Source organism: Bacillus sp. 17RED48 (assembly GCF_019837545.1).
GTDB lineage: Bacteria > Bacillota > Bacilli > Bacillales > Bacillaceae_G > Bacillus_A > Bacillus_A wiedmannii.
On record NZ_JADAXG010000002.1, the window covers coordinates 608,648 to 626,798 of the forward strand.

Genomic DNA, 18,151 nt, shown 5'->3' on the forward strand with positions numbered 1-18,151 from the left:
TAAGCAAAAAATTCCATCTAACTGATTCATGAGGTGATGCACAATCATGCTACATAATGAACCAGAACACCCAGAAAGTTTGGAAAAAAACCAAGCGAAACAACCAAACTCCATGCCAAAAAACTTCTTAGTTCCTTTCTTACTTCTCTGTCTAAAAGACTGGAGTCTTCATGGTTACAAACTCATTCAAATGCTAATGGACATCGGCTTTTCTTCTGTTGACCAAGGTAATGTGTATAGAACACTACGCAAATTAGAAAAAGAAAACCTTATTTCTTCTACTTGGGATACAAGCGAAGGCGGGCCAGCGAAACGAATTTATTCTTTAACAGAATATGGAGAGCAATATTTAACAACATGTGCGACTTCTTTTGAACATTATCAAAATATGTTGCGGACGTTTTTTACGTTATACACCAATGCATTCTTTCCATTTTCTACTTCTCCAGAAAAGGATGAAAAGGATTCTTCATCTTCACCTGGTGGTACAGCAGAGTAATCTGCGTTCACAATATGCAAAAAAACATTTGGAGGTCAAACAATGGAAACTAAGCCATACGAATTAGTCGATGCATTTTGGAAAAACTGGTCTCAATCTCTTTCCCTCTTCTCTTCAGCTGGGAAACAATTAGAGCAACTTACTTTAGAAACTTTAAAACAACAACAAGACGCTTTGCATAAATTAACATCAGGAGTAGATGAACTAGAAAAAGAACTACAACAATTCACTGCTCAGTTCAATAACCAATATACAGATTACGTGAAGCAATTAACTGGAAACTCCTTAAATGATCAAATTAACGAGTGGCAAGGAAAATGGAATGAACTTTCTACTCAAATGCACCAACTTACTGTTTCTCCTACGAAAACATCTTTGTCTATTCTTACTCAAACTAGCGGTCAATTTGAAGAAACAACAAAACAATTTATCGAACAACAACAATTACAACGTGACGAGGTTCAAAAACAGTTAGATGTTTTTTTGGGAGAGTTCAAGTCCAAACAACTAGAACTCGCAAAGCAGTTCGAGGAAAACTCAAAAAATTTATTTACTTCCATCAAGTAAGAAAGATGTGGGAGCTAACTGCAGCACAAACAAAACTCTTTCTTCCTCCTACTACATCAAGATGGCTGGCATTTTTCGATATGGAAAAGAAGGAGGCCAAAATGAATCCATTTCAAGAAGCACAAACTGTTCCGGAGCTTCGTTATGATGAGATTCAAGTCGGTGATCAAGCATCCCTTACAAAAACTATTACGGATGAGGACGTTATTAATTTCGCAAAATTAACTGGAGATGTGAATCCTATTCACATTTTAGATTCTTTTGCAAAAACGACAATGTTTAAAGAACGTATTGCTCATGGCATGCTCGTTTCCAGTTTCATTTCGACGATTCTTGGAACGAAACTCCCTGGCAAAAACACGATTTATTTATCTCAAAACGTTTCATTCCGTGCTCCTGTCAAAATTGGTGATACACTTCGCGTTGTGGCAGAAGTCATTAAAAAACGAGACGATAAAAAAATCATTACGTTGCAAACAAACATATATAATCAATCCGGTGATATTGTCGTGGAAGGTACAGCGACAATACTGAAAAAAGAGTAGCAAATTTGCTACTCTTTTTTCTATCCAATAACTTCTAATCACACCGATTACTTCCGCGTATGAGTACGTCGTTTCCACATAAAATAACGTTACCAGTTTAGATAGGTACTTAGCTGAACTGGACTACTTATAAGGATGTGTATCAACATGGTAAAAACAAACAAATTACTAGTTCCAGGTGCAGAACAAGCGCTTGAACAATTTAAATATGAAATCGCACAAGAATTCGGTGTTAGCTTAGGTTCTAATACAGCATCTCGTTCTAACGGTTCAGTTGGCGGTGAAGTAACGAAACGACTTGTTGCTTTAGCTCAACAACAATTACGTGGATAATACTATACCATATGGCTTAGAGGCAGATATTCTCTGCCTCTTTCTATTTTTAACATACATAATCGTGCTTTTTCACATACTAGTAAGAGCAAACTGAAAGGAACGATATGTAACATGAAACGGATTAATATTAGCATGAGTCCTCCCCGTGTTCTTACTTTGTCTTTTATTATGTTATCAATTATCGGTACATGCTTATTAAAGCTACCAATTGCTACAACAACGTCTATTTCATGGCTCGATGCTTTATTTACAACCGTTTCTGCTTGTACGGTTACAGGGCTTGGTGTTGTAGACACAGGAAAAGTATTTACCTTATTTGGCCAATGTGTCATTTTAACGCTTATACAAGTGGGCGGACTTGGCATTATGAGCTTTGCCGTTTTAATTGCGATTATGCTCGGCAGAAAAATTGGTCTTCAAAACCGAATTTTACTGCAACAAGCGTTAAATCAAACGAACATTGGTGGCGTCATTCGTCTTGCCAAAGCATTATTTTTATTCTCTTTTACAGTCGAATGTATCGCTACTTTAATTCTTTCTTTTGAATGGGTACCAAAATACGGGATTGCTAAAGGGATCTATTATAGCTTTTTTCATTCGATCTCTGCTTTTAACAATGCTGGTTTTTCTGTGTGGAGCGATAATTTAATGTCCCATTCTCATAGCATTCTTGTCAATCTCGTTATTTCCTCCCTCATTATTTTAGGTGGAATTGGTTTTACAGTAATCGTAGATATAAAAAGAAAGAAAAATTTTAAAAACCTTACATTACACTCAAAACTTATGCTCTCTTCTACTCTAATCGTCAATATTATTGCGACTGTTTTTATTTTTATATTCGAGTTCCACAATTCCCTTTCTATGAGAGAATTTACCCCATTTGAAGAAGGAATGGCCGCTTATTTCCAGGCGGTTTCAACTCGTACTGCCGGGTTTAATACAGTTGATATTTCTGCATTATCAAAGCCTTCCCTACTATTAATGATGCTCCTTATGTTTATTGGCGCTGGTAGTGCTTCAACCGGTGGTGGAATTAAGTTAACAACATTTTTAATCATGTTTTTTGGGGTGTTTAAATTTTTACAAGAACAAGATGATATTGTCGTTTTTAAAAAATCTATTAAAGATACTCTCATTGTCAAAGCATTGACCATCACTATTATTTCCATTTCATTTATCTTTTTTGCTATTTTAATTTTAAGTATTACTGAGCGAGTTCCTCTATTGATGAGTGCTTTCGAAGTATTTTCAGCATTTGGGACTGTCGGTCTCAGTATGAATTTCACACCACACTTAACTATGATCGGAAAAGCTATTATCCTCTTTATGATGTTTTTTGGGAAGATGGGACCTTTAACATTGGCTTTTTCATTTGCACGTAAAAAGAACCGAAAAATAAAATATCCGAATGAAGATATTTTAACAGGTTGACAACCGTATAAATTATCCATATAATGAGAGTACAATAGCATATCTCCAAAGGGGAGTAGCGTCCAAGAATATTTCTTGGAAACAAAGTCGTCATTACGTAGAACTTAGTTCTTCCGGCTTTGTTGGCATTTTCATTACATATGTCTAGCAAGACCTTTGCCTATTAACGGCAGAGGTCTTTTTTGTATTAATTTCCAAATTCTTCCAAAGTTAATAGGCAGGAGTATGGGGAAACTAAATAGTGGGGAAATTCTTCACTTATTTAGTACTTATAGAAATGAGAGGAGAATGTACATGGATGTATCATTATTATTGGAGTATGGTTGGGTATTACTCATCCTAATTGCACTAGAGGGGATTTTAGCGGCTGATAACGCTCTCGTTCTTGCAATTATGGTAAAACATTTACCAGAAGAAAAACGAAAGAAAGCACTATTTTACGGATTAGCGGGGGCATTTGTTTTCCGTTTCGGATCACTATTTATGATTTCGTTCCTAGTCGACGTATGGCAAGTGCAAGCAATCGGTGCCATTTATCTTATGTTTATCGCTGGTAATCACTTATTTAAAACGTATGTTAAAAAGAATTCGGATGAAGACACAGAAGAAAAAGAAGCAAAGAAAAAACAAGAGAACTTTTGGTGGACTGTATTTAAAGTTGAGGTTGCTGATATCGCCTTTGCAGTTGATTCAATTTTAGCTGCTGTTGCATTAGCAATGACTTTACCAAAAACAGGCTTAGGTACAATTGGTAGTCTTGATACTGGGCAATTCGTTGTTATCTTTGTAGGTGGACTTATCGGATTAATCATTATGCGATTTGCAGCAACTGCTTTCGTACAAATATTAAAACGTAAACCAGGACTTGAAACCGCAGCATTTTTAATTGTAGGTTGGGTTGGTGTGAAATTAGCAATTTATACATTAGCACACCCTGCATTAAATGTAATTCCGCATTCATTCCCAGAATCTACGCCATGGAAACTTACATTCTGGATTGTATTAGTTGGAATCGCAGTTGGTGGCTGGTTCTTCTCGAAAGAAGTAGAAGTAAAAGTAGAAAAGAATTTAGACGAAAAAGCGCTGTAATTACAGCGCTTTTTTTTCCTTCCCCCTCTCAATGTCCAGAAAAAATTCCATTATACTATCTTTTGTAAACGTTTTCTTAATGTATGTATGTCCTTTTTGTGAAACATTGCACAAACTTATTGAAACTAAGAACAATTCCATGTACTTTATTCATATAAGGAGTATTTATAGATGATGTACTAAAGGAGCGTATTACTCATGCTAGAACAAGGATTAGATTATGTTGTCAAACTGGCAAAGAGCAAAAAACAAATGCTAGATACAAACCCGATGCAATATTTCATTCGTGCCGCACTTGCGGGTATTTATATCGGTTTTATTATTGTACTATGTTTTAAATTAGGTAACTTTTTTCACATTGCAGATTCACCAGCAACTTATTTAGCTGCTTCTATGTTTTTCGGAATTGCTCTCGTTCTTATTATATATGGCGGTGCTGAATTGTTTACTGGAAACACAATGTACTTCACTGTAGCAACTTTAAGAAAAGAAACAACGATTTCTGATACACTTCGTAACTGGTTCGCTTGTTATGCAGGGAATTTAGCTGGAGCTTTATTCTTTGCCTTACTATTTTATGCAACTGGAATTTTCGAAGCAATTGATCACGGCCATTTCATGAATAAAGTAGTAGAAGGAAAAATGAATACACCTACAATGCAATTATTCTTTAAAGCAATTTTATGTAACTGGCTTGTATGTCTTGCGTGTTTCTTACCTTCTCAAGTTAAAGGTGATACAGCAAAAATTATGATGATGATGCTACTCGTTTTCACATTCTTCTTATCTGGTTACGAGCATAGCATTGCAAACTTATCACTGTTTGCTCTATCTTTAGTTTCACCGCATCCGGAGACAATTTCTTTTGCAGGTGCTATTCATAACTTAATTCCAGTTACAATCGGTAACATTATTGGCGGGTCCGTCTTTGTCGGTATGGTATACCATTACTTAACAAAGAAAGTACCTGACGTGAAACAAGAAGAAACTGAATTAGTAGCAGCTCAACAAGAAGAAATCATTCCGTTACAAGCACATATGAAACATTAAAAACTCCAAAGTTTTACTTTGGAGTTTTTAGCTCCCCACATATTTAACAACAAGGTGCGGATTAATTTCTCCTTCTTCCTTTCCCTTATTAATTCTCTGTTTCATCTTGTGCATACCGATGACATCATTCGTATGAAGGTGAATTTCATTTACATATAAACCCTCTTTACAAAAAGCCTCTAGAAAATCTAATCCATTTCTTTCCCCCCATCCCATATTAAAATTAAGGGAAAGAATATTCACATCATAATCCCGAACCATGTGCAAAGCACATTCTACTGTAGTGGCGGGCACCTACCCGTACGGACAACTTCTTTGATCATCCATATATACATTCATTTTCTATCCCCTCTCTATTTTATATACGTGACCAACATGTAACATATTGCTCCAAGACTAATAAAAGGACCGAACGGAATTTGGCTCCTCATTTTCATACGTTTTAATACTATACCAACTCCAAAGAAACAAAGACTAAAGCAAGATGCTAAAAATAAGATCATAAAAATCCCTTTCAGTCCCACTATAAATCCAAGTAACGAAAGTAATTTTATATCCCCTTCACCAAGCCCCTCTGGATATATCTTTTGCATGCAATATAACAAAATGAATATAACGCCACTACCAACTATACTATCTGTCCAAGTCACTAACGGTACAAAAATACATTCTAAAATGAGTAAACAGGCAAACCAAGCTAAAATACGATTTGGGATTAACATATATATGTAATCTGTAACTGAAATAATAAGAAGTAGCGAAAATAGCGATAAAATGATGATAAGCTCTCGTTCCACCCCAATCATATATACAGTAAGAAAAAATATCATTCCGGTTACAAGTTCAAATACTACGTACAAAATTGAAATTTTCCTCTTACAATTCGTACAACGTCCCCGTTGTATACAAAATGAAATGATTGGGATCAATTCTTTTGGCTTTAGCACATACTTACAATAATGACAATGTGAACGAGGGGTAATGATAGACTCACCTAGCGGCACTCTCATCGCAATTAACATAAAAAAAGAACCAAACACCATCCCCACTAACAATGCATATAAATAAGTGAACATCCCTTCCTCTCCTTTCCAGAAGAACATAGCAAAAAAAGGAGAGAAATTCTACTTCATATTATTTCTATTCTATTAAAAAAGCAGGCCATTTTCTGGCCTGCTTTCCCCTCTTTTATACGATGAAATATACTGCTTTTAATGGTCCGTGTACTCCGACAACAAGATTCATTTCAATATCTGCCGAGTTACTAGGTCCTGTAATAAAGTTAATACAAGATGCTACTGCCTCGCCATTTTCTACACGTGTGTTCATATCCTGAACAGCTTGTGTAATACGAGGCACAAGTGTTTCACGTGGAATAATAGCAAAGTAAACAGTTGGTAAAAAGTGTAAAGAACGACCTTGACCTTTATGACTTTGTACAACAATCGTACCAGATTCAGCTAAAGTATAATCACTAAATGCGATTCCAATATTCGCTCTTTCTGCGATACGCATATTCTCTTCTTTTTTCTCAGGATCCCATACATTCACTTCAACATTTTGCTTTGGAAGCTCTTCTTTAAATAAAGAAGTCAATCCATAAGAATCAAAACGTTCATCTGCCGATAACATAATAGGTCCCCCGCCGTTTTCCACGATTACTTTTTGAATATCTTCACGTAAACGGTCGTTTGTCGTTTCCACTACAGTTGTATGAATGTTTGTACATTGATTTTTAAATACTTCTAACAATTCTTCTTGTGAATAATCTTTTAGCGTTTCTACATTCACATTACTTTTCCATGCTGGGCGCTTTACGCCTTCCGTTTTCCGCTCACGTCCAAGTTCTTTTGCAATATTATCTAGAAAGGACTCACGGTTTTGAATTAATCCTGTCATTATTTGTCCCCGCCTTTCTTATGATCTTTATACCAATCACGGAATCGTTCTTTACTTGGAGCCGGGAATTCACGAATATCTGTCCAGTTTTTAAGTGGTCCAACACCTTTTAATACACGGTTGCCAGATGTAAATGGACTCATTGCTGCTGGCGCCATTTTTGATCCCATTTTATATAAAGCTGCTGAAGATGCACCCATACTAAACATTTTCATTGCTAATTTTTCTGCAAGTGGTGCACGTCCTTCTTGCTCAACAATTACTTGACGATGTTTTAATAATAAATCATGCAATGGTATTTTTACTGGACAAGCTTCTGTACACGCTCCGCATAAACTAGAGGCATATGGAAGCTCTTTGTAATCATCATATCCGCCTAAAAGTGGTGTTAATACCGCACCGATTGGTCCTGAGTATATAGAACCATACGAATGTCCACCAACGTGACGATATACAGGACATACGTTAACACAAGCAGCACAACGGATACATTGCAATACTGAGCGGAATTCAGATCCAAGAATTTGAGAGCGGCCATTATCAACAACAACTAAGTGGAATTCTTCTGGTCCATCTACTTCCTCTTCTTGAATTGGTCCCGCTACAGTTACATAACTTGTTAATTTTTGCCCTACTGCACTACGACATAGTAAACCAACTAAAACATCTAATTCTTCCATTGTCGGAACCATACGTTCCATACCCATTACTGCAATTTGAGTTTTCGGAATCGACATAACAAGATCGGCATTACCTTCGTTCGTTACTAAACAAAGAGAGCCAGTATTTGCAACTGCAAAGTTACAACCTGTCACACCAATTTCTGCATCCATAAATTTCTCACGAAGTTGTTTACGAACAAACTTTGTCATTTCATATGGATCATCAGAATTTTCATAGCCAAGCTTTTCTTTAAATACATCACGAATTTGCGTTCTGTTTTTATGAAGTGCGGGCGCAATAATATGTGAAGGTGGATCGTTATCTACTTGCAAGATATACTCTCCTAAGTCACTTTCTAACACTTCACAACCAATCTCTTCAAGGGCATGATTCATACTAATTTCTTCAGTTACCATTGATTTTGATTTTACAACTTTCTTCGCTTGTTTCTTTTTTGCAACGTCTTGAATATACTTTGCTGCTTCCTCTTTCGTTTTCGCAAAGTACACATGTCCGCCTCTTTTTGATACATTTTCACTTAACTGCATTAAGTAATAATCAAGATTTTCTAACGTATGTTGGCGAATTTGTTCACCTAGTTCACGCCACTCTTCCCAGTTTCCTAATTCGTCCGCTGCTTTTAAGCGATTCGTATATAAGCGCGTTTGCGCAGAAGATACTGCTCCGCGCATAAAAGAATCTTGAATTCCATCGCCAACGCGATCATTAAATTTTTTCTCACTGATTTTCATAGACATAGCTTATGTTCCCCCTTCATGAGCGACTATTTAGTACCTCAGCAATATGCATTACTTTTATTTCTTTTCCTAAACGCTCAATACGTCCGCCAATGTTTAACAAACACCCACAATCTGCACCGATTAAATAATCAGCACCTGTTTCCATTGCACTATCTACCTTTTCATCTACCATTTGCTCAGAAATTGGAGTCATCTTCACTGAAAACGTTCCCCCAAACCCACAACAATTTTGTTCGTTTGGCAGTTCTCTCACAGTTAATCCTTTTACGTTTGATAATAAAATTCCTGGTGCCTCTTTTACTCCAAGCAGGCGTGTCATATGACAAGATTTATGAATAGTTGCTATCCCTGGTAAGCTTGCACCAACATCTGTCACTTTTAAAACATCTACAATAAATTGTGTAAATTCATATGTTTTATCGGCAACCTTTTGTGCACGTTTAGCCCACTTCGGATCATCTTTAAAAACATGCGGATACTCATGAAACATTGTCGCACAAGAACCAGATGGTGTAACGATATATTCTGCATCTTCGAAAGTTTCAATCATATGTTTCATCGCTTCTTTTGCTGCTTCTACATGGCCGCTATTATAAGCAGGCTGCCCACAACAAACTTGTGCTTCTGGAAATTCAATTTCACAACCTAAACGCTCCAACACTTCAACTGTTGCTTTGCCGACGTTTGTTTCAAACATATCGACTAAACAAGTAACAAATAAAGTAACTTTCATAATTATTAATCCCCCTTTTTACAACTCCACCAACAAACATATGGTCATCAGATGACTAAGGAAAGAAGAAGTAGGCTCAACCATGGCCTACCCTCTCCCCCTTCTAAAGAAAACGCTTACTTAATCTTTCTCTATTTTATCAAAAAATTTGATTTTTAAAAGATTAAATTACGAATTTATATCGTTTTTACCTGTGACAATATGTTCTACATTTGTTAAATGATCTAGCATTGCTTGCTGCGCTAATTCTACATCTTGCTTTAACACTGCATCATATATAACTTGATGCTCTTCTATAAGTCGTTCTGATGTTGTTTGTTCACCATATAAAATAATGCGTCTTGATTCACCAATCGTTTCAGCAATCATCTCTGAAACGTGATTCATGAGTTCAAGCAAAATGTTGTTATGCGAAGACTCCGCAATTCCCATATGGAACTGAAAATCTGCTTTTTCGCCAGCCTTTTCATCTCCAATGCTCTTTGCCATTTCATCTAACCAATGCTTCATATTTTGCAAATTATCTTCCGTACGTTTTGCCGCAGCTGCTCGAACTGCCCCCACTTCAAGCACCTTTCGTACTTCTAATAAGTTCAAAATATCTTCTTTCTTCATTAATAATTTATTGTTTAATGATTTTGTTAATGAAGAAGAATCGAAATTCTTCACATATGTACCTTCTCCTTGTTTCATCTCAATTAAGCCCATTGCTCTTAGCGCACTTAGCGCTTCACGAACAGCAGATCTACCAACTTGAAACTGCTCAGCTAATTGATGTACAGGAAGTAGTTTGTCACCAGGTTTTAACGTACCATTTTTAATCATTGTTAAAATAGCTTCAGATACTTCTTCGTAAATCTTTTTCGGTTTAATAGATTTGTACTCCAGTTAAATCACCTCAGTATCTTCCAAACAACAATTGAAACGATTTATAAGAACTTTGCATCATAACTATTTTAGAACGAATTGGTAAGAAGTACAAATGTTTTGTTCATAAAATCGTCAAATTTTTAATATTTATTTGATATCAATTTATATGTATTCCTCTATTCATTTGTACTCATGAAGAAAAGCATGTCCTTCACGTTAGAACATGCTTTCTTCAACTTGTATTTTCAATTTAATACTAACCGTCGTTCCATGCCCTTTTTCACTTTCAATTCGCCACTGTCCATCATGTATATGAACAATTTGTCTGACAATGGCAAGGCCTAAACCTGTTCCACCATGTTGACGACTTCTCGCTTTATCAACGCGGTAAAAACGTTCACCAAGATTTTCTAAATGCTCTGTTTCAATACCGATTCCTGTATCTTTTATGTTTAATTCACAGTAATCATCTATCTGCCTGAGTGTTATCATAATATCCCCGTTTTGGTTTGTATACCGTATCGCATTATCTAACACGTTATGAAGCACTTGTTGCATGCGATCCTCATCAATCATTACAATGATTTCTGGATTTAAATTTGTTGAAATACGAATTTTCTTTTCTATAAACTTAATCTCATACGTATCTAACACATCTTCAATCAGTTGTGAAAAAACGATAGGTTGTTTCTTTAGCGGAAAATGTTCACCTTCTAATTGTGCTAAATCTAATAAATCATGAACGAGACGCTGCATACGACCCGCTTCTTTATGAATGAGCTGTGTTACTTTTTCCTGTTGTGGTCCCTTCGCTACGCCATCTAAAATAGCTTCACTATATCCTTTTATATAACTAAGCGGTGTTCTTAGTTCATGCGAAACGTTAGCTAAAAATTCCTTACGCTTTACGTCTTCTGTCTCTAAAGAATTTGCCATTTTATTAAATGCTTTTCCTAATCGTCCAATTTCATCTTCAGAAGAAATTGTAATCCGTTCTGAGAAATCTCCCGTAGCCAAATGATTGGCAACTCGTTCCATTTGCGAAAGCGGTCTCGTAATAGCAATAATAATCTTTCTACCAATCCATATTGTCAGTAAAGTCATAGCAAGTGCTAACGGTGCTAAAATAAGGCCCATATCATATATTAAGTCTTTTATACTTTTTAAAGGAATATAAGAATATACAATGCCAACTAACTTTTTATTTTCTAAAACAGGGATGACAACCCCCATAATATTTCGGTCAAAATGTTCCTCATACCCTATCTTTGTCACAGTTTTTCCATCTAATAATGCTTGCCTGTCCCCTTCACTTATAAGAGAATGATGATGCACATCAAAAGGTAAACACGCGCTTAAATCACGCGGATTAGATACGAAAAGAACATCTGAACTAGATATTTGATCAAATGCTCTTACTTTCTCTTCAAAAGTTGCTATTCCTTCACTCTTATCATATTGCGCAGCAAGACGCTTGCCTTCCATTACTAATGAATCTTTTAAATTATCAACGTATAGTTTTTCATACGAGTATAAAGATACAAAATAAAGAAAGGAAACTGTTACACATACTGCACATACTACTGTAAGCCAAAGCTTCTGTACCATCGTAAACATACGTTACACCTCAAATTTATAGCCTACACCCCAAACCGTTTGAATGTAGTTTCCACTTTCTCCAAGCTTCAAACGCATCGTTTTCACGTGCGTATCCACTGTTCTTGTACTTCCCGCATAATCATATCCCCATACCTTTTCCAGCAATTGTTCCCGGCTAAATACTTGTCCCGTATGTTGGCAAAGAAAATAGAGTAAATCAAACTCTTTTACTGTAAGAGAAATCGGCTCACCATCAGCCTCAATCTTCCTACTTTTTTCATTAATAAGGATCGGTCCAAACTGAATCTCCTCTTGTTGCTCTTGCTTTGTATACCGTCTTAACACAGCCTCCATACGAGCAATTAATTCTCCAGGACTAAATGGCTTTACAATATAATCATCTGCTCCCATACGTAAGCCGTTCACCCTATTCCACTCTTCACCTTTTGCTGTTAAAAATATAATTGGTACATCCGACGTTTTTCTAATTTCTTTACAAACTGAAAGTCCATCCATCTCTGGCATCATAATATCTAATACAACGAAATCATAATGATTCGTCTCTAATTTTTTTAGCGCCTCTTTTCCATTTTCAGCTTCTCCCCACTCGTATCCAAAATTATCTAAGTACATTCCAACAAGCTGCCTCATATCACTTTCATCATCTACAACTAGCACCCTATATTTACTCATTGTCCTTCCCTTCCCTCTCTATGAGTTGAAACGGCCCTTTTCCGACTTTAATTGTTTGTTTTATTTTCAAACTCTTCATATCCATGACGCACACTTCATCACTATCATAGCTTGCTACGTATCCTTCTGCTCCGCTCTTCAAAAATGCAAATGGATTCGATCCTACTTCTACAGAAGCAACCTCTTTATACGTGCTAACATCAAACTTTCTAAGCGTATTCGAACCGTGACTTAATGCAAATACATACTTATTATCCTTCGTTATATTCACAGGCATAAACGGAGCATGTAAAGAACGTACCATTTCTCCGCTCTGCAATGAATACACTAATACTTTTTCATTGACTTGATTTCCATCACCATGTCCGCCAATCCATATTTCTTTCCCATCTGGGCTAATTGTCGCTCCCGTTGATGCTGGGGGAATCATAAAGGATTGTATCACTTCTTTTTTCTTTGTATCAATGGTCGTTAGCTTCGTATCATAAAAGTTTAATACAGATAACTGGTTATCGTGCTCTACCATCGTTATTGGTCCTTTTCCTGTTGATACACTCCCTGTCTCTTTCCCTTTTATCGTAAAGAACCTTACCTTTTGAGCAGTTTGATCGGCAGCAAATAATTGTTTTTTATCCTCGGATACAATCACATTTACAATGCCTTTTCCAGTTTTATATTTGTCCACTTGCCTTCCTTCTGCTAGTGAATATACATACATGTACTCTAACTGCTTGCCATATACAAGTATGTCCTCACCGTTTGGAAGTAGTGCAACTCCTGCCATTGGTTCATTAAGTTCCCATGTCGTAATTAACTTTTTAGTTTTTTCATCAACAAAACTGATACTACCTTCTTTTATATTCGTTGTTATAATAACACTTTTCTCTTTAGCAATCGGTGTATATGAACTTCCTTGACACCCTACTAATAGAAATAAAAAACAGAGAAGAAAAACATACTTTCTCAAAAGATTCCCTCCATCTTCGGATGATTTCGTTATAATTGTAAAATAACAAATAAATGTGTGGAAAGTGTGAAATTTCCCTTTCTTACTGCATTTACATATATAATGTACAACAAATAGAATTTGAGGTGTGCAAATTATGCTTTTTCCTGATTTAGCGAATAAAATTGTACGAGAAGTACGCAGACTAATTAAAGAAAATATTATTATCATTAATATACAAGGTGTTATTATCGCGAGTACAGATGTAGAAAGAATCGGCCAATTTCATGAAGGTGCACTCCGATGCGCGAAACAAAAGAAAACTGTCATTATTACAAAAGAAGATGAACGACGTTTGCAAGGCGTAAAGGCGGGTATGAACCTCCCCTTACTATTTCATGACGAAGTAATTGGTGTCATTGGAATTACAGGCGAACCTGAAAACATTTCACAATACGGGGAAATATTACGTAAAATGACCGAACTACTCATTCACGAAAACTACTTTTTAGAACAACTAGAACTTGAACACCGTTCTTATGAAGCATTTGTCTTTGATTGGCTTCAAAATACAGACTGGTCTTCAAGCTTTCTCGATCGTGCAAAAACACTTGGTATTGATTTATATAAGAAGAAACAACTTATTTTGTTCTCTATCGATCAAAATGACACGATGCTTCAGCGTAAGATTTGGCAACACGTACGCAATCTATTAACAAAGGAGCATCTATTTGTTCGTTGGGGAAATGATCGATTCATTTTATTTACAGCCACAAACTCCAAAGAGCAAACGTATCAATTTTTAAAAAGATTAAAACAAGACTGTGAAAATTCGTTTTCTATTCCTTTATATATTGGGATTGGACAATCCGTTACACCAAGCAATATGAACTTATCGTACGAGCAAGCATTACAAGCTCTTTCCGTATCACTTGAAACGAAAAAAATTGTATTTAATGAAGATTTACGTTTAGAAATGTGCTTACAAGATATTTCTGCTGAAACGCGGGAACAGTTTCTAAGGCGCACCATCGAAAACTTACTATCATCTCCTGAGCTTATGCACACTTTACGCTTATTTATTGATTATAACCAATCCTATAAACAAACAGCTGAACAATTACATATACACATTAACACATTGCATTACAGACTTAAAAAGATTGAGGAGCATACAGAACTTGACCCGAAACAATTCAAAGACTTAAACATTTTATACTTCTCGCTCCTCTTATTAGATAATCATACAAAAAATAATGATAAATTAGATTAATCCTTAGATGATTATACATAGAAAGAATCCCCCAATTTTTTATCATTATAATGAAAGCACTGTTACAACGTTTTTTATGATAACTAAATACGTTAACAGTTTGAGGGGGATTTCCAATGTTAGAAAAGCAAATTATTCATTCATTCGTATCCATTGTTGGCGAAGATAATGTAGATACATCCAATATGGGGCGTTTAACGTATAGTTATGATGCCACTCCAAACTTCCAAGCAATGCCTGATGCAGTCATTGCTCCTCGTAATACAAATGAAGTAGCTGAAGTGTTAAAAATATGTAACACTCACAACATTCCTGTATATGTTCGTGGTTCTGGAACAAACCTTTGCGCGGGGACATGTCCACTTGAAGGCGGTATCGTCCTTATCTTCCGCCATATGAATAACATTTTAGAAATTGATGAAGAGAATTTAACAATTACTGTACAAGCTGGTGTAATTACACTTGATATTATTAAAGCAGTAGAAGAAAAAGGTTTATTTTATCCACCTGATCCAAGCTCGATGAAAATTTCTACAATCGGCGGTAACATTAATGAAAACTCAGGTGGCTTACGCGGATTAAAATATGGCGTAACACGTGATTATGTGATGGGTCTTGAACTTGTCTTACCAAATGGCGATATTATTCGCACTGGCGGTAAATTAGCAAAAGATGTAGCTGGTTACGATTTAACTCGTTTATTTATCGGTTCTGAAGGTACACTTGGCGTCGTAACAGAAGCGATATTAAAACTTGTTCCTATGCCTGAAACGAAGAAAACGATGCTTGCACTATATGAAGATATTAATGAAGCTGCACATGCTGTTTCTTCTATTATTGCAAATAAAATCATTCCAGCAACACTTGAGTTTTTAGACCAGCCGACAATTGAAGTAGTAGAAGAGTTTGCACAAATCGGTTTACCAACTGATGTAAAAGCAATTTTATTAATCGAACAAGACGGTCCGCCTGAAGTTGTCAATCGAGATATTGAAAAAATGGCTAACGTTTGCCGCTCTATGAATGCAGTCGATGTTCGCATTGCAAAAAATGAAGCGGAAGCAGATGCGCTTCGGACAGCTCGCCGTAGTGCACTATCAGCACTTGCAAGATTAAAACCTACTACAATACTAGAAGATGCAACGGTACCACGCTCACAAATAGCTCCAATGGTTGAAGCGATTAATGCAATTGCAAAAAAATATAACATTCCTATTTGTACGTTTGGGCATGCTGGTGATGGCAACCTACACCCAACTTGTATGACAGATGCTCGTAATGAAGAAGAAATGCACAGGGCTGAACAAGCTTTTGCTGAAATATTTGAAAAAGCAATTGAACTTGGCGGCACGATTACTGGTGAGCATGGTGTTGGTGCGATGAAAGCTCCGTATTTAGAAATGAAATTAGGTAAAGAAGGTATTGCTGCTATGCAAGGAATTAAACAAGCCTTCGATCCAAATAACATTATGAATCCAGGCAAGATGTTCGCGAAAGACACTCGCAAAAGAGTGGTGGTTGAGCGATGACAACATTAAATAAAGAAAACATTCAAAAGGAATTTAAAGAACGATTAAGTGAAGATGAACTACTAAACTGTATGCGATGCGGTTTCTGCTTACCAACTTGCCCTACTTACATCCAATCTGGATATAAAGAATCACATTCACCACGAGGACGTATCGCATTAATGAAAGCGGTCGTTGACGGTTTAATTGAGCCAGATGAAGATGTTGAAAATACATTGAATGTTTGCCTTGGCTGCCGTGCTTGTGAACCTGTTTGTCCATCTGGTGTAAATTATGGACATTTATTAGAAGAAACTCGTGATATTATAAATCAAAATAAAAAGTTCTCGATGCCAGTGAGAGCCGTTCGTAAAGTCGTTTTTGAAGGGCTCTTCCCGCATCAAAATCGAATGAGAACATTAACAGGGTTAATCGGATTTTATCAGCGTTCTGGTTTACAAACGCTAACACATAAAACAGGGATTATGAAGTTATTCCCTGAAACACTTGCAACGATGGATCTTGTTTTACCAAAAGTCCCTAAAATGAAAGCAATGAAAGATCGTCCTGCATTTTTACCTGCTGAAAGTACGAAGAAGAAACAAGTTGCATTCTTCACAGGCTGTTTAATGGATACGATGTTTTTAGAAACAAATAACGCAACGATGAAACTTCTTCAGTTAGCTGGTTGTGATATCGTTATTCCGAAAACACAAAGTTGCTGCGGTGCATTACATGGGCATGCTGGTGAAAAGAGTGGAGCGAAAGAATTAGCGAAACGAAATATAAAAGCATTCGAAGATTTAAACATCGACTATATTATTACGAATGCAGGTGGTTGCGGAGCTTACCTCGTAGACTACGATCATCTTTTAAAAGATGATCCACAGTGGGCTGAACGCGCAAAGCAGTTTGTTTCTAAAATTAAAGATATTACTGCTATTCTAGTAGAACTAGATTTCCATAAACGGAATGACTTACGACTTCCATCGCAAATTATTACGTATCAAGACTCTTGTCATTTACGAAATGTTATGCGAACATCTTCAGAACCTCGTATGTTACTAGAAGCAATTCAAGGCGCAACATACTGTGAAATGAAAGATGCGGATCGCTGCTGTGGTTCTGCTGGTATTTACAATATTGTTCATTCAGAACTATCCATGGAATTTCTAGATTATAAAATGGACTGTGTACATGAAACAGAAGCAGCAACTATTGTTACTGCAAACCCAGGTTGCCTACTACAAATGAAATTAGGCATTGAACGAGAAGGACTTTCTCATAAAATGAGAGGAATTCACATTGTAGATTTATTATTAGAAGCAATTGAAACCAACTCGTAATAACTCGTAACATACGTAATAATAGGAAAACGGCTATCTCCTTCGTCTATGTAAAGAGATAGCCGCTTTTTTGTCCGCTACAAGATTAAGAATATGTTACTTTATTATAAAAAAGAACAACAGAAACATTACAGTTGTGTAAAAATCAATCCAGTATATTCCTCGAAAAAACGCTCAAATCATTGATACAATAGGATTCTTCATTTTCAATATAGGTACATTTATCCAAAAACCCCCTCTTAAAACGAAGTATAAAAATGCTGAAAATTCCTTTTATACTCTATGTTTCTCTTATTTTTTCCCTTTTCTTCAATTAGGATAAATTAGGTAATTTTAAAGTCTA

The 18,151-nt window shown here is 36.1% G+C and carries 19 protein-coding genes and 1 riboswitch; of the genes, 10 read left to right on the forward strand and 9 right to left on the reverse strand.

Annotated features, from left to right (window positions below; translation table 11 throughout):
• Positions 1–46 precede the first annotated feature (46 nt).
• The 7 genes from phaQ (at position 47) to ILT06_RS09880 (ending at position 5,517) form a co-directional block, all read left to right on the forward strand.
• Entirely contained in the window at positions 47–499 is a 453-nt protein-coding gene (phaQ, locus tag ILT06_RS09850) for a poly-beta-hydroxybutyrate-responsive repressor (RefSeq protein WP_000903018.1), read from the forward strand.
• A gap of 42 nt (positions 500–541) precedes the next feature.
• Positions 542–1,066, forward strand: a complete 525-nt coding sequence (gene phaP, locus ILT06_RS09855; protein ID WP_000448584.1) for a polyhydroxyalkanoic acid inclusion protein PhaP — start codon at positions 542–544, stop codon at positions 1,064–1,066.
• Positions 1,067–1,167: 101 nt separating this feature from the next.
• Complete coding sequence (locus tag ILT06_RS09860; RefSeq protein WP_001067917.1) at positions 1,168–1,611, forward strand: MaoC family dehydratase; 444 nt, start codon at positions 1,168–1,170, stop codon at positions 1,609–1,611.
• 147 nt (positions 1,612–1,758) lie between these two features.
• A complete protein-coding gene (locus ILT06_RS09865) occupies positions 1,759–1,944 on the forward strand; it encodes an alpha/beta-type small acid-soluble spore protein (RefSeq protein ID WP_000241212.1) in 186 nt (61 codons plus the stop codon).
• 114 nt (positions 1,945–2,058) lie between these two features.
• On the forward strand, positions 2,059–3,378 hold the full coding sequence (locus tag ILT06_RS09870; RefSeq protein WP_088048358.1) for a TrkH family potassium uptake protein: 1,320 nt from the start codon (positions 2,059–2,061) through the stop codon (positions 3,376–3,378).
• A gap of 38 nt (positions 3,379–3,416) precedes the next feature.
• Positions 3,417–3,582, forward strand: a riboswitch (yybP-ykoY riboswitch).
• 90 nt (positions 3,583–3,672) lie between these two features.
• Positions 3,673–4,467, forward strand: coding sequence for a TerC family protein (locus ILT06_RS09875; RefSeq protein ID WP_000383306.1), 795 nt, complete (start codon positions 3,673–3,675; stop codon positions 4,465–4,467).
• 198 nt (positions 4,468–4,665) lie between these two features.
• Entirely contained in the window at positions 4,666–5,517 is an 852-nt protein-coding gene (locus ILT06_RS09880) for a formate/nitrite transporter family protein (RefSeq protein WP_000893044.1), read from the forward strand.
• Positions 5,518–5,544: 27 nt separating this feature from the next.
• On the opposite strand, the gene ILT06_RS09885 is transcribed toward ILT06_RS09880, so the two are convergent.
• From ILT06_RS09885 to ILT06_RS09925, 9 genes are all read right to left on the reverse strand, one after another.
• Positions 5,545–5,811, reverse strand: coding sequence for a cyclic-phosphate processing receiver domain-containing protein (locus tag ILT06_RS09885; protein WP_316250393.1), 267 nt, complete (start codon positions 5,809–5,811; stop codon positions 5,545–5,547).
• A 59-nt stretch (positions 5,812–5,870) separates the two neighbouring features.
• Entirely contained in the window at positions 5,871–6,593 is a 723-nt protein-coding gene (locus ILT06_RS09890) for a prepilin peptidase (protein ID WP_098102703.1), read from the reverse strand.
• Positions 6,594–6,705: 112 nt separating this feature from the next.
• Complete coding sequence (locus ILT06_RS09895; protein ID WP_000147205.1) at positions 6,706–7,416, reverse strand: LutC/YkgG family protein; 711 nt, start codon at positions 7,414–7,416, stop codon at positions 6,706–6,708.
• Positions 7,416–8,837: a LutB/LldF family L-lactate oxidation iron-sulfur protein gene (locus ILT06_RS09900; RefSeq protein WP_154131604.1), complete on the reverse strand. Its 1,422-nt coding sequence runs from the start codon at positions 8,835–8,837 to the stop codon at positions 7,416–7,418. The genes ILT06_RS09895 and ILT06_RS09900 overlap by 1 nt, the downstream gene beginning before the upstream one ends.
• 16 nt (positions 8,838–8,853) lie before the next feature.
• On the reverse strand, positions 8,854–9,573 hold the full coding sequence (locus tag ILT06_RS09905) for a (Fe-S)-binding protein (RefSeq protein ID WP_000869144.1): 720 nt from the start codon (positions 9,571–9,573) through the stop codon (positions 8,854–8,856).
• A gap of 168 nt (positions 9,574–9,741) precedes the next feature.
• The gene (locus ILT06_RS09910; protein ID WP_254913065.1) at positions 9,742–10,431 is read right to left on the reverse strand and encodes a FadR/GntR family transcriptional regulator; all 690 of its coding nucleotides are present in this window, start codon (positions 10,429–10,431) and stop codon (positions 9,742–9,744) included.
• 228 nt (positions 10,432–10,659) lie between these two features.
• Complete coding sequence (locus tag ILT06_RS09915) at positions 10,660–12,060, reverse strand: sensor histidine kinase (protein ID WP_098102702.1); 1,401 nt, start codon at positions 12,058–12,060, stop codon at positions 10,660–10,662.
• Positions 12,061–12,063: 3 nt separating this feature from the next.
• Positions 12,064–12,735 carry a response regulator transcription factor gene (locus ILT06_RS09920; protein ID WP_064476740.1) on the reverse strand — a complete coding sequence of 224 codons (672 nt, stop codon included), beginning with the start codon at positions 12,733–12,735 and terminating at the stop codon, positions 12,064–12,066.
• The gene (locus ILT06_RS09925) at positions 12,728–13,702 is read right to left on the reverse strand and encodes a YncE family protein (RefSeq protein WP_103655957.1); all 975 of its coding nucleotides are present in this window, start codon (positions 13,700–13,702) and stop codon (positions 12,728–12,730) included. The genes ILT06_RS09920 and ILT06_RS09925 overlap by 8 nt, the downstream gene beginning before the upstream one ends.
• A gap of 136 nt (positions 13,703–13,838) precedes the next feature.
• On the opposite strand from ILT06_RS09925, the gene ILT06_RS09930 reads away from it, so the two are divergent.
• The 3 genes from ILT06_RS09930 to ILT06_RS09940 all read left to right on the forward strand — a co-directional run bounded on the left by ILT06_RS09930 (position 13,839) and on the right by ILT06_RS09940 (position 17,808).
• Positions 13,839–14,954, forward strand: a complete 1,116-nt coding sequence (locus ILT06_RS09930) for a CdaR family transcriptional regulator (protein ID WP_098102700.1) — start codon at positions 13,839–13,841, stop codon at positions 14,952–14,954.
• A 116-nt stretch (positions 14,955–15,070) separates the two neighbouring features.
• Positions 15,071–16,483 (forward strand): glycolate oxidase subunit GlcD, encoded by a 1,413-nt coding sequence (gene glcD / locus ILT06_RS09935; RefSeq protein WP_064476743.1) that lies wholly within the window; start codon positions 15,071–15,073, stop codon positions 16,481–16,483.
• The gene (locus ILT06_RS09940) at positions 16,480–17,808 is read left to right on the forward strand and encodes a (Fe-S)-binding protein (protein WP_064476744.1); all 1,329 of its coding nucleotides are present in this window, start codon (positions 16,480–16,482) and stop codon (positions 17,806–17,808) included. Before glcD ends, ILT06_RS09940 begins: the two co-directional genes overlap by 4 nt.
• Positions 17,809–18,151 lie beyond the last annotated feature (343 nt).